The organism is Francisella sp. SYW-9 (assembly GCF_008711465.1).
In the GTDB taxonomy this organism is placed as follows: domain Bacteria; phylum Pseudomonadota; class Gammaproteobacteria; order Francisellales; family Francisellaceae; genus Francisella.
The window spans coordinates 149,009-161,312 of sequence record NZ_VXKQ01000007.1 but is presented as its reverse complement, the minus strand read 5'-3'; the positions used below and the strand labels follow the sequence as shown (position 1 = coordinate 161,312).

The following is a 12,304-nucleotide window of genomic DNA, read 5'->3' as shown; positions in this document are numbered from 1 at the left end:
ACTATTTTAATAATCTTAACGCATTTATTATTACAATAAGTGTTGTTCCTATATCTGCGGCAATTGCCATCCATAAAGTTGCTAAGTCTGCCATAGCTAATGATATAAATATAGCTTTTACAGCTATCGCAAAAGTTACATTCTGTTTTATTATATTCAGTGTTCTTTTAGAATGCTTAATCAGCCATGGTAGCTTACCAATATCATCAGACATTAGAGCAATATCAGCAGTTTCTATAGCGATATCATTGCCAATAGCTCCCATAGCAATACCTAGATTTGATCTAGCAAGAGCTGGCGCATCGTTGATACCATCACCAACCATTGCAACATTAGTATATTTATCTACAAGCTCTTCTACTTTAGTGACCTTATCTTCCGGTAGAAGCTCTGCATAGTATTCATCTATACCAGCTTGCTTGGCAATAGTTTTTGCTGTACCTAAATTATCTCCAGTAAGCATTACATTTTTATTAATTCCAGATTCTTTTAGCTGTTTTAGCGCTTCGCTAATGTTATCTTTTATACTGTCTTGTATTGCTATAGCTCCAATTATCTGCTTATCATTTCCAACAAATATTAATGTAAAACCATTCTCTCCAAGTTTACTTGTTTGCTCATGTAGAGTTTTATTATTACAAAGTTGCTTCTCATGAGCAAAAGCATGGCTTCCTAACCAATAAGATGAGTCTTTAATTTGTCCAGTTATACCTTTGCCGCCAACGACTTTTGTACTTAGAGCTTCTTTGATTTGTATATTATTTTGGTTAGCATAATCAATAATTGCTTTAGAAATAGGGTGATCAACTGCTTTTTCTAAGCTAGCAGCTATAGCTATTAATTGCTCTTTAGAGAAGTTATCACTAACAATAGTTTGTTTTACTATTGGTAGACCTTTAGTTAAGGTTCCTGTTTTATCAAAAGCAATAGCTTTAAGTTTTGTAGGGATCTCAATGAGGTTTCCACCTTTTATTAAAATACCATTTCGTGCAGCTCTTGCAAGGCTAGAAACTATCGATATTGGAGTTGATATAACTAGTGCGCAAGGACATGCTATTACAAGAATAACTAAAGCTTGATATATCCATTTAATCCATGGCTGAGCTAGAAGTAGTGGAGGAAAAACAGCTATTAATATAGCTAGTACTATCATACAAGGAGTATAAACTCTGGCAAATTTATCAACCCATTTTTCTGATGACGAGCGTTTAGATTGTGCATGCTCTACGGCTTGTATAATTTTTGCTATAGATGAGTTACTTGCTGTTTTTGTAGTCTTAATTTCAATCGTAGAGTTGCCATTTATACTACCAGCAAAAACTTCATCACCAACTTGTTTTTCTACAGGAATTGATTCACCTGTGATAGGAGCTTGGTTTATAAAACTATCGCCTTTTATAATAATACCATCAAGAGCAATCTTTTGACCGGGTTTGATAAGTAGCCTTTTGCCTACATTGATTTCTGCTAAAGGCTTTTCTTCAAACTCTTTATCATGACAGCAATATACTAAGGCTGTATCTGGCGTTAGATCCATAAGCTTGGTTATTGCTGAACGAGCATTGCCAACACTCCATGCTTCTAAAACAAGAGATAAAGAGAATAAGAAGCTTACAACTGCAGCTTCAAAAAGTTGTCCAATTGCTGCAGCACAGAGTATTGCGATTACCATAAGTAGGTTCATATCAGCATTTAGCCGCTTTAGTGATGAGATAGCTTTTGGGAAAACAAACCAGCTACCAAATATTATTGCCAAAATATAGCTAAATTGTGATATTAGAGCAAGTGTTGTACCTGAACCATTATCATTATCTATAAAGGCATTTACAAAGCCATGATCAAGAGCATGAAATAAATATGCAAAGATTATTAAAATACCACTAATAGATGTTGTGATTAAACGCAAGTTTTTACTAATAAAACTAGGGTTTTGATTATCTGCAAGATGTTTATCCCAAGTTGTGGCATTTAGACCTGATTTCTTGATTGAAGAAATAATTTCTTTTTCAGAAATATCTTGTTGATTTATTAAAAGCTTACCGTTAAGTAGGTCAAATTGCATATTATCTTCTGATACTTTTTTTCCCAAAGCTTTTTTTATAATATTTACTTCTTCGATACAGTCTAGACCGTATACCTTGAACTCTAGATATTGGTTATTACCATTCATAGTAAGTTCTCCTTTGCATGTATTTCAGGTAGGTGTTCAAGCTTTTCTTTTATCATTTGCTTGATTATTTTTTGATCATTTTGGATGGTATTATCATCTTCAAGTATCTTAAAGAGCCAATTTAATTGTTCTTTATAAATAGAGTTAAAATAAAAGTAATGAAATCGTCCTTGCTTCCGCTTATGGATAAAGCCATTACGCCTAAGAATATCTAAATGCTTAGAAATAGTTGAATTGGCAAGCTTAAAAATATGTGCTAAATGACAAAGGCATAATTCATGTTGGTATATTACCATTAAAATTCTTATCCTTGTTTCATCACTTAAGGCTTTTTGAAAATCAACAATATCAGCAAGTTTCATTTTTTAATACCTATATTTCGCTAAATAACGAAATAATACTTGTAAAAAAAATGGTTTTCAATGGATATAGCAATTTTTATTAAATTTTTAATTTGATAATTTGATTATTAAAATATTATCCTTGATTAGTATAGAGCCTTCATCTGGGTATATTGGCATATCTTTCGCAATTTTTTCACCAAACTCTATTTGTTTACGTGAAGGCATTTTATAGTAGTTATTTAACCAATGTGAGAAAAAATATGCTCTATGATTTAAGTTACTTTCTTGCCAAGAAGGACCAGGAAATATACTACTAAATAAATCAAAATTACTATTAAAGTAGAAAGGTTGCTTTTTAGTTTCTTTAATAAAAAAGCTATTACTAATTTTTCCGGAGCTCACAAAGACTATAGGAGTATGGTATATATCTTTTCCAATCATTTGATATGCTTTTTGATAAAGAGTGTTAAGTATTTTCTCATTATATTTCTCGGCCATGTTTTTACTATATGTTAGAAGGCATATTTGTTTAAAGTTAAAAAGAGCAACTACTATAGCTAAAACTAATATAAGACGTTTTTTATTAAAGACTTTATAGCAAAGAATAGCGATCATAGCGATGCTTAAAGGTATTGAGAATAATATCCTTAAAGGCATTGGCGATAGAAATATAATAGGTAGTAATAAAGGTGTTACTAGACCTAAAAATATTATTAAACTATATAGCTTTTTTATTCTAAAAATTAATAATAGTAAAGTCATGTAGCATAGGGCATAAATAAATGTAATAGGGGATTTAATAATATCAAAAATATACTTTATAAGTATTTGAACGCTTTTAATTATTGAGTGATCTTTTGACCAGCCATCAAAGAAGTTTAAAAGATAGTGAGATTTCCCAACAAATAAATATACTATATTGGTTGTTATAAAGTAAAAAAATAGACTTATAAGAATTATTGAAAGTAAATAAAAACTATAAGCTAAAACATCTTTAAATTTTAGATTTAACTTTAGACAGTTAAGAATCAATATTATTGCAGCACCCCCTAAGAAATATATTAAGAATGATTGATAAATTCCAACTGAAAGGAATAATAAAAAAGTACTTAAAATAAAACTTAAGAGATTCTTTTCTTTACTAAAATATAGAGATACAAAATATATTGATAGTGCAGATAATAAAAAGCCTAATCCAACAATAATACTTTGATTAACAAAGTTTAATTGAAAAATATAAATTGGAGATATTAGGTAAAATAATCCAAAAATTGTTATTAGGTTTTTACTACTATAGATTTTATTTAATATAGTTATCCATATTAAATAAGAACAAAAAATAAGACTTAGAGCTAGTATTGAGTTGAAATATGGTAAAGGTACTGAACCGGTTAAATATGTCAATAAACCTAAGATGGGTCTACCCAGTCTTAAAAACTGGACATCTAAGTGATATAAGTATTGGCTATTTCCTAAGTCATATGTTGCTAGCTCAGTGTCTATAGAAAGAGTCCAAGAAAATATAAAGTAAGCATATATTAATAATGTATAAGTGGCAGCTATTTTTATTACAGAATAATTCTCACGAAAAGAGCTTTTAAAATCAGTTATTAACTGCTTCATTAGATTTATATTTATTACCTATTTAATAATACAGTATACGGTTAGTCGATCTAAAAGAATAGTTCCTATTTTAGAACTCTTCTTAATAGTTCTAAAAAAAACGGTTTAATTATCTTTTAGCTTATACTCTAAAATACCCTTAGGAAAATAAAAGTATGAGTAAGAAGTGTTTACACTTTAGTAACTATAGAATATAGTAGGAAATAAAGTAGTTAGATGATTTTTAGTTATGCAAAAAAATATACTCGTCTTAGGCGCAGGCGCTTGGGGTACAGCATTAGCTTTACAGCTTGCTTATAAGGGACATAATGTCAAAATTAGTTCTTGGAGAAAAGAGCATAATCAACAAATGTTAGAAGATAGTAATAATTTAAAATATCTTCCAAGTATAGAGAAGTTTCCAGATACATTAAAAGCTGTTCAAGAATGGAAAGCTCATATTAAAGATTTTGATGATATATTAGTAGCAACACCTAGCTCAGGTTTTAAAAATATTATTTTAGAGCTTAAAGAAGTTATACAACCACATCAAAATATTATTAGTGCAACAAAAGGTTTTTGTCACGATACTTATGCGTTATTGAGTGAAATTGTTGAAAGTATCTTACCAGATGTGAAATTTGCATTATTGACAGGCCCTAGCTTTGCAAAAGAAGTTGCAAATAAACTACCAACAGCTGTGGTAGTTGCATCAAAAGATATGGATTATGCAAAGTATGCTCAACAGTTATTTAGTAACGAGAATTTTAGATGCTATACAACTACAGATATTATTGGAGCTCAAGTCGGTGGGGCAGTTAAGAATGTCCTTGCAATAGTAGCAGGTGCAGCTGATGGTATGGAGTTTGGAGTAAATGCTCACGCTGCTTTGATTACACGAGGCCTTGCTGAGATCAAAAAACTTGGACTTAAGCTTGGTGCAAACTCTGAAACATTTATTGGACTTAGTTGCTTAGGAGACTTACTTTTAACTTGTTCAGATAATCAATCACGTAATCGTAGATTTGGGCTTTATCTAGGGCAAGGAATGACTATTGAGGAGTCATTAGAGAAAGTAAATAATGTTGTCGAGGGTTACTCAACAGCAAAAGCAGTTTATAAACTTGCTAAAAAATATGATGTTGATATGCCTTTAGTCTTTGCTGCATATAAAGTTTTATATGAGCTTGTTGAGCCTAAGGATATTGTTAAAGAATTAATGACTCGCCAATTAAAAAATGAGAACTAATATTTAACCACCAGCAACTTTTTTTGGTACATAGTCTTTGAAATTTGTTTGTTGCATTCTAACTCTTGTATTAAATGCATAATCACCAAACTTAACAAGTGGTTTTACAATGGTTGAGTTTTCCCATAAGCTATTTTCCTTAACTTTATCAAAAGAGTTAAGAGTTGAGCAAACTATTGCAAATACAAAGCTGAAACGCACTAAGGCAATAAAAAAAGCAAATATAGTATTTGTAAGGCTTTCCTTTTCTTTATTATTGCGCAAAAATACTTTCATAATACCAAAGATTATTAGATAAGCACCAAGCAGTACTAGTATAAAAGATACAATATACGCAATATTAGGATCTTCTATCAAAGAGTTTATATACGCTATTTGTATCTTTTGCGCTAAAATTCCAGCAAGAACAACTGAGAAGATCATTAAAACTAATAATACTATGTTTTTAAATAGTCCTTTTACTGAAGCAAAAAGGCTTAATATTAGAACGACTATTATTATTAAAATATCTAAAAAGTTCATGTTTATTTATCCTGTTATTATATCCTTTATCTGATTTAGATTAGTTATTCCAATAATTTCAATATCTTTTTGTGATAATGATTTTGATATATTTGCTTGAGGAACGACAATTTTTTTAAAACCGTGTTTTCTTGCTTCATTTATCCTTTCTATGCCGTATGGGATAGGGCGAATTTCTCCAGATAAACCAACTTCTCCCATTATCAACATATCATGAGGTATCTCTATTTCTTTGATACTTGAGTATATTATTAAAATAAGAGCTAAGTCTATACTTGTTTCATTTATCTTAATACCTCCAACAACATTCAAAAAAACATCTTTGTCATATAAATCAATATGCATATAACGTTGTATAACAGCTAAAATCATTGCTAAACGATTACTATCAATACCAACACATAATCTTCTAGGAGGTTGATTAATATTTTTATCAACAACTAATGATTGTAATTCAACCAACAGAGGTCTAGTTCCCTCCCATACAGAAACTATGACACTACCCACAAGATTTGTACGACCATTATTTAAGAATATTGCAGATGGATTTTTAACTTCTTTCATGCCTTTGTCAGTCATAGCAAATATTCCGATTTCATTGACAGCACCGAATCTATTCTTAAGTGCGCGCATCATACGGTACCTGCCATTATCTTGGGACTCGATGAAGATTACAGCATCAACAATATGCTCTAAAACTCTAGGGCCCGCTACATCGCCTGATTTTGTAACATGTCCTACAAGAAAAATAGCTATCTCATGTTGTTTGGCAACTTGTGTGATATATGCTGTAGATTCACGTACTTGTGACACTCCTCCTACCATTGATTGAAGCTCAGGGTTATACATGGTCTGAATTGAGTCGATAACAATAACTTCTGGCTTATGCTTGATAATGTAATTAGAAATTTGCTCAATATTTGTTTCACACATTACCAGTAGTTCATCTTTAGGTAGGTTAAGCCTTTCTGCTCTTAATGCAATTTGTTCTAAAGACTCTTCTCCACTTACATACAGAACTTTTTTGCTTAGGGATAAAAAAGCCATTATTTGGAGTAAAATAGATGATTTACCAATGCCAGGATCACCACCAACTAAGGTTACTGAGCCTTTAACTATTCCTCCACCAAGTACTCGATCAAACTCGGTGATGCCTGTCGATGTACGGGAGTATTCTTTACCTTTTATATCAGAAAGAGCAGTAGCTTTTGAGATGCTTCCTGAAAATCCAGCTCGAGATTTTGGAGTTTTTTTAGTATCTACTTGAATCTCTTCAACTAATGTATTCCATTGGTTACAGCTATAGCATTGACCTTGCCAACGAGGTGAAGTGGCACCACATTCTTGACAGATAAAAATAGTTTTTTGTTTTGGCATAAGAAATTACTTTACTTTATAACCTAGTAGGTATTTGTTGATAACTCTTTCTGTTTCTGAAGCATTTGGCCCTATAAACTGTACCATATAGCGATATTGATTAGTATTTTCTTGATTAGATGAGCGAATACTTTTTGGGTATACAGAAATAACTCTTGCTTCACAGCCGACCTGTTCTTTAAGCTCTGTTAGGGTAATAGATACTCTAATAATATCTCCAAGTTGGAAGACTTTTTCTGAATTTATTTCCATACCACCATCTTTAATTATTTTGAAGTGAATATAAAAAATCTGCTCACGGTGATCAAAAGTATACTCTAGCTCTTGCTTGATATCTTTTTCACTATAATCAACAGTTACTCTACCTTCGACTATCTCATTTTCAAAGCTAGAATCATGTGTTTCAATTTTTTCATTTTCTAGGGAAGATGTATCTGCTTCTTTTTTTTGTTCTTTTTCTTGCTCAAAGTCATCGCCGAGTAGTGATGGATCTAGGTCTTGACTTTCATCTAAGTTAATTTCAATGACGTTAACATTCTCATCTGAGTTATCATTATCTTCATCATCAATATCAATATCATATTTGGAGGTATCTGGATGATCAGCTTCATTTTCAAATTCATCGTCTGAGTCATGACTATCTATAAGTTCACTATGTTTATCTTGTTGAGTTTTTTGAATTTTCTCACTAAACATATCAGATCGGGAACTTTTCTTTTTAGTTTCCTCTTTTTTACTACTATCAGAACTTTTTTTAAGAAGATCCAATCTACTACTCATTTTATACGCCTCTTTGATATTGATCTAAATATCTTATAACTAAAGTATATGATACTTGAAAGTAAAATAAGTATAAATATAGATAAATATTTATTATTGGAAATCCAATTAGATATGTCTACATGATTAACAAATTTTAATATAGCATGACCAAATAAATAGCCTAGAGTTATATATAAAAAAGCCCATACGAAACTACCTAGGGCATCTAAACTAATAAATTTCAATTTACTAATATTACTTAGACCAACTATTAAGATAGTAACAGTTCTCAAACCATATAAAAATCTAATGCTAAAAATAGCTAAAGACTCATATTTTTCCAGAAATTTAGAGGATTTTTTAGCTTTATAACTCCAAGAAGCTTTTCTTTGGATGAGTTTTTTACCAATAAATTTAGATAATATAAATATAGTATTATCATGAGCAATAGCTCCAAGAGTCGCAGCTAAAATTACTAGAGGATAGCTAAATAGTGTAGCTGCAGTAGCAATACCAACCATGATAAGAAAGATTTCTCCTTCCACAAAAACCGCTAAACCTACAGCGAGGTATCCCCAGTGAAGTAAAAGTCCCCAAAACTCTTGTTCACTCATGATTATTTCTTATAAGCTTTTGTAATTAGTAACTCATCTAATATAACTAGTGCTAACATTGCCTCAGCTATTGGGACACCTCGTATTCCGACACAAGGGTCGTGTCTTCCTTTTGTTATGACTGTTGTATCATTGCCATCAGTATTTATACTTTTACCGGGCTGTAAGATACTTGATGTAGGTTTGAAAGCTAGTTTTGCGGTTATATCTTGTCCTGTAGAAATTCCTCCAAGGATACCACCAGCATGATTTGTTAAAAAGCCTTGTTCCTGAGTTATTTCATCACGGTGTTGACTACCTCTTTGAGCAACACAATCAAACCCATCCCCAATACTTACTGCTTTAACAGCATTTATACTCATTAGAGCATGAGCAATATTTGCATCAAGTCTATCAAAAACAGGCCTTCCTAATCCTGCATCTAATCCAGTTGCAACAACAGTTACTTCAGCACCTATTGAATCACCTTCTTTACGAATTTTATGAATTAGTTCTTCACAGTTTTGGATGGCACTTTTATCAGCAATAAAAAAAGGATTCTGATTTATAAAATCTTTTTCTTTAAAGTCTATTTTTAGATCACCTATTTGTGAGCAATATCCATAAATCTCAATATTATGATGTTTTAATATTTTCTTAGCTATAGCTCCTGCGGCAACTCGCATTGCTGTTTCTCTAGCAGAAGATCTACCACCACCTCTATAATCACGGATTCCATATTTCTTAAAATATGTATAATCAGCGTGACCAGGGCGAAATTTGTCTTTTATTTCACCATAATCTTTTGACTTTTGGTCTTGGTTTTTTATAATTAAGCCAATAGGGGTTCCTGTAGTTTTTCCTTCAAAAATTCCTGAAATTATTTTGACTTCATCTGGTTCTTTACGTTGTGTTGTAAATTTTGATTGTCCTGGCTTACGTCTATCTAGCTCTATTTGAATATCTTCCTCGCTTAAGGGGATATTACTTGGGCAACCATCAATAATAGCAGCAAGAGAATCTCCATGACTCTCTCCACATGTTGTTACTGTAAAAATTTTACCAAAGGTATTTCCTGACATGCTTGATAATAATAAATAGTTTATGAGCATTATAATACCACAAATACTATTTTTATTTTATGGCTATCTAGGTCTGATTTTATAAGTTTAGATATATGATTAAAATATTTGAATATATTTTAATATAATCAAAGTTAAAATTATCATCAATGATTTAATTATTGCAGGAATTATTAATACTAAAAAGCCATTATGAAAAGCTTTTTTATATCCTATTAGAAAAGTCAGCCGGCAAAATCCACAAGTAATTATTATAAGATGAACAATCATCATCCAGCTAAACATAATCCATACATTTTCAGTCGAGAAGCCTGAGGTTATATTTAAAAAGTAAAAACAGACTGCAACAACAAGAAAGCCAATAATATACCCTCCAGTTGGACCAAATAAAACCCTTATTCCTTTAGTATTACCTGAGAAGATAGGAAGCCCAAGAGCACCTAGGATTACATAGGCGAATATGCTTGATAGTAATATCCATGATGAGGCGAATAAGATAATAATTCCAATTGCATAAGTTTGTAGGGTTATAGGTGTTGCAAGTGATTTTATGCGTATGCTTATTTTAGAGCATAGAATTAATAAAAATAATGATAAGAAAAAACAAATAATACTAAAATATAACAAAGTAATCACCTTCTTTACTTAAAATGAATATTTGCTTAGGCCTGACTAATTTTTCGATGGTTTTTATAATATATTTTTTGAATTAGTAATACTATTATTACTGGTAGAATTGAACCGGCATTAATTTTATATACCTGATCCCAAGAGAAAAATATACAGCTTGATAGATATAGGCAAGTACCAATCAAAGCTATAATTATAAAGGTTAGGCTATATCCATCAGCTCTTTTTTGTTGATAGTTTTTATATATTTGAGGAAACCAAAAAAAGATACTTATAGTAAATCCGATATATTGTGTAACTTTATACACAATCGCTGAATTTGAACCCATCGCAAGCATTGCGATTGCAAAGCATAATATAAAAAGAAAATTAGCCTGCTCAGGGACATTTCTTGAAAAGAAAGTAATTTGTATTTGCTGAATACATACACCTAATAGGTAAACTACAGCTACAACGGCATATTGCCATTGATACCCACATCCTATAGTTATTACAATATCACATAGAACAGAAACAAAAATCGCAAACTGAGATAAGATACTTATATTAGATAATCTTTCCCTATGTCTCATATTATGTATGATTTGGGGGACATACTGTATTGAGTATGCAAAAAAACCAGTGTTTAGAATTATTGTTCCAACAAGTTCCTTAGTGATAATAATAACCTCAATCTAAGTAAGTGGTTTATTAACATTATATAAGTTTTTTATTAAATATATTATCTTTATTTTAATTTTTTGTTAAAAAGGTATAGGTATGCACCATAGCCATCTTTTTTCATATTTTCTTTAGGTATAAACTTTAGAGCAGCTGAATTCATACAGTATCTTTTACCAGAAGGTTTAGGACCATCATCAAATACGTGTCCTAAATGAGACTTACCATATTTAGATAAAACTTCCGTTCTATTCATAAACCAGCTATTATCACTTTTTGTAATAATAAAAGATTGATCTATTGGTTTTGTAAAGCTGGGCCAACCCGTTCCTGAGTCATATTTATCTGTTGAGCTAAATAGAGGCTCTCCTGAAACTACATCGACATATATCCCTTGTTTATGATTGTTCCAGTACTTATTATTAAATGCTCTTTCAGTACCTGCCTTTTGAGTCACATAGTACTGTAGTTTACTAAGCTTACTTATAGCCTCAGATTTATTATAGTTTTGCCATTTTGGTGTCTCAGATAAACCAAGTATTGGAATTGTAAATATTAATAAAATTAAAAGTTTTTTCATAAAAAAAAGTAAGTTTTATAATGGTCTCATGTTTTGATTTTAGCATAACTAAGATACTTGCTGAGAATTATAGTATTAAGAATTTTTTACACTGGAAACCTTCAACATAGATTTATATCCATAAATATTTGTATTATGATTAATGTAGTTACTTATATTTTGGAGGCTTACATGGTTATAAATACATCTTATAAGATATTAGGAATAGGTTTGGTTTTAGTCGTTTTAACAGGATTTTCTCTTTTTAAAGAGAAGCAATATGATCGCAGCCAGGATGGAGAGTTGATTGTACATATGAAAGATACTCAAACAAATAAAGAAGTTGGTACAGTTACAATATCTCCATATATTCAAGACGGTAAGCAAGAAGGTATGTTAATAACTCCACATTTATATAACTTGCCCAAGTCTAGTACTCATGGTATGCATATCCATGTTAATCCAAGTTGTGCTAATAATGGTAAGTCTGCAGGAGGGCATTGGGATCCACAAAATAGTGGTAAACATTTAGGTCCATATGATGAAAATGGTCATAAAGGAGATTTACCTGTTCTTGTGGTTAATCCTAATGGTACAGCAACTAAGCCTATTTTAGCACCGAGATTAAATTCATTAGAAGAATTAGAAGGGCATAGTTTAATGATTCACGAGGGTTCGGATAATTATTCAGATAGCCCTAAGCCTCTTGGGGATGGAGGTGATAGAATGTGGTGCGGGGTTATTTCGGATTAGC

General features: G+C 31.2%; 13 protein-coding genes. 2 read left to right on the top strand and 11 right to left on the bottom strand.

Translation table 11 applies throughout. The features are described 5' to 3' along the window. Position 1 precedes the first annotated feature (1 nt). From F3D62_RS02705 to F3D62_RS02695, 3 genes are all read right to left on the bottom strand, one after another. Positions 2-2,170: a heavy metal translocating P-type ATPase gene (locus tag F3D62_RS02705; RefSeq protein WP_150466715.1), complete on the bottom strand. Its 2,169-nt coding sequence runs from the start codon at positions 2,168-2,170 to the stop codon at positions 2-4. After that, a complete protein-coding gene (locus tag F3D62_RS02700; protein ID WP_150466714.1) occupies positions 2,167-2,532 on the bottom strand; it encodes an ArsR/SmtB family transcription factor in 366 nt (121 codons plus the stop codon). Before F3D62_RS02700 ends, F3D62_RS02705 begins: the two co-directional genes overlap by 4 nt. 87 nt (positions 2,533-2,619) lie before the next feature. Beyond that, complete coding sequence (locus F3D62_RS02695; RefSeq protein WP_150466713.1) at positions 2,620-4,137, bottom strand: glucosyltransferase domain-containing protein; 1,518 nt, start codon at positions 4,135-4,137, stop codon at positions 2,620-2,622. Positions 4,138-4,366: 229 nt separating this feature from the next. Here F3D62_RS02695 and F3D62_RS02690 point away from each other — a divergent pair, with 229 nt between their 5' ends. Further along, the gene (locus F3D62_RS02690; protein ID WP_150466712.1) at positions 4,367-5,365 is read left to right on the top strand and encodes an NAD(P)H-dependent glycerol-3-phosphate dehydrogenase; all 999 of its coding nucleotides are present in this window, start codon (positions 4,367-4,369) and stop codon (positions 5,363-5,365) included. A 3-nt stretch (positions 5,366-5,368) separates the two neighbouring features. On the opposite strand, the gene F3D62_RS02685 is transcribed toward F3D62_RS02690, so the two are convergent. The 8 genes from F3D62_RS02685 to msrB form a co-directional block, all read right to left on the bottom strand. Next, positions 5,369-5,887, bottom strand: coding sequence for a CvpA family protein (locus tag F3D62_RS02685; RefSeq protein WP_150466711.1), 519 nt, complete (start codon positions 5,885-5,887; stop codon positions 5,369-5,371). A gap of 6 nt (positions 5,888-5,893) precedes the next feature. Further along, complete coding sequence (gene radA / locus F3D62_RS02680; protein WP_150466710.1) at positions 5,894-7,264, bottom strand: DNA repair protein RadA; 1,371 nt, start codon at positions 7,262-7,264, stop codon at positions 5,894-5,896. A gap of 6 nt (positions 7,265-7,270) precedes the next feature. Then, complete coding sequence (locus F3D62_RS02675; protein WP_150466709.1) at positions 7,271-8,044, bottom strand: PilZ domain-containing protein; 774 nt, start codon at positions 8,042-8,044, stop codon at positions 7,271-7,273. Next, entirely contained in the window at positions 8,041-8,640 is a 600-nt protein-coding gene (locus F3D62_RS02670; protein ID WP_150466708.1) for a DedA family protein, read from the bottom strand. The genes F3D62_RS02675 and F3D62_RS02670 overlap by 4 nt, the downstream gene beginning before the upstream one ends. A gap of 2 nt (positions 8,641-8,642) precedes the next feature. Continuing rightward, positions 8,643-9,701 (bottom strand): chorismate synthase, encoded by a 1,059-nt coding sequence (aroC, locus tag F3D62_RS02665; RefSeq protein ID WP_150466892.1) that lies wholly within the window; start codon positions 9,699-9,701, stop codon positions 8,643-8,645. A 99-nt stretch (positions 9,702-9,800) separates the two neighbouring features. After that, complete coding sequence (locus F3D62_RS02660) at positions 9,801-10,328, bottom strand: biotin transporter BioY (RefSeq protein WP_191092516.1); 528 nt, start codon at positions 10,326-10,328, stop codon at positions 9,801-9,803. 35 nt (positions 10,329-10,363) lie between these two features. Further along, positions 10,364-10,933, bottom strand: coding sequence for a PQ-loop repeat-containing protein (locus F3D62_RS02655; protein ID WP_411961312.1), 570 nt, complete (start codon positions 10,931-10,933; stop codon positions 10,364-10,366). 125 nt (positions 10,934-11,058) lie between these two features. Next, positions 11,059-11,571 carry a peptide-methionine (R)-S-oxide reductase MsrB gene (msrB, locus tag F3D62_RS02650; RefSeq protein WP_150466706.1) on the bottom strand — a complete coding sequence of 171 codons (513 nt, stop codon included), beginning with the start codon at positions 11,569-11,571 and terminating at the stop codon, positions 11,059-11,061. 171 nt (positions 11,572-11,742) lie between these two features. On the opposite strand from msrB, the gene F3D62_RS02645 reads away from it, so the two are divergent. Continuing rightward, positions 11,743-12,303 (top strand): superoxide dismutase family protein, encoded by a 561-nt coding sequence (locus tag F3D62_RS02645; RefSeq protein ID WP_150466705.1) that lies wholly within the window; start codon positions 11,743-11,745, stop codon positions 12,301-12,303. Position 12,304 lies beyond the last annotated feature (1 nt).

What these genes read in the sequence shown, in the direction of transcription:
- F3D62_RS02645 (WP_150466705.1), top strand. Translation starts at nt 11,743, where the DNA reads ATGGTTATAAATACATCTTATAAGATATTAGGAATAGGTTTGGTTTTA.
- F3D62_RS02695 (WP_150466713.1), bottom strand. Translation starts at nt 4,137, where the DNA reads ATGAAGCAGTTAATAACTGATTTTAAAAGCTCTTTTCGTGAGAATTAT.
- radA (WP_150466710.1), bottom strand. Translation starts at nt 7,264, where the DNA reads ATGCCAAAACAAAAAACTATTTTTATCTGTCAAGAATGTGGTGCCACT.
- F3D62_RS02705 (WP_150466715.1), bottom strand. Translation starts at nt 2,170, where the DNA reads ATGAATGGTAATAACCAATATCTAGAGTTCAAGGTATACGGTCTAGAC.
- aroC (WP_150466892.1), bottom strand. Translation starts at nt 9,701, where the DNA reads ATGTCAGGAAATACCTTTGGTAAAATTTTTACAGTAACAACATGTGGA.
- F3D62_RS02675 (WP_150466709.1), bottom strand. Translation starts at nt 8,044, where the DNA reads ATGAGTAGTAGATTGGATCTTCTTAAAAAAAGTTCTGATAGTAGTAAA.
- F3D62_RS02670 (WP_150466708.1), bottom strand. Translation starts at nt 8,640, where the DNA reads ATGAGTGAACAAGAGTTTTGGGGACTTTTACTTCACTGGGGATACCTC.
- F3D62_RS02685 (WP_150466711.1), bottom strand. Translation starts at nt 5,887, where the DNA reads ATGAACTTTTTAGATATTTTAATAATAATAGTCGTTCTAATATTAAGC.
- msrB (WP_150466706.1), bottom strand. Translation starts at nt 11,571, where the DNA reads ATGAAAAAACTTTTAATTTTATTAATATTTACAATTCCAATACTTGGT.
- F3D62_RS02700 (WP_150466714.1), bottom strand. Translation starts at nt 2,532, where the DNA reads ATGAAACTTGCTGATATTGTTGATTTTCAAAAAGCCTTAAGTGATGAA.
- F3D62_RS02690 (WP_150466712.1), top strand. Translation starts at nt 4,367, where the DNA reads ATGCAAAAAAATATACTCGTCTTAGGCGCAGGCGCTTGGGGTACAGCA.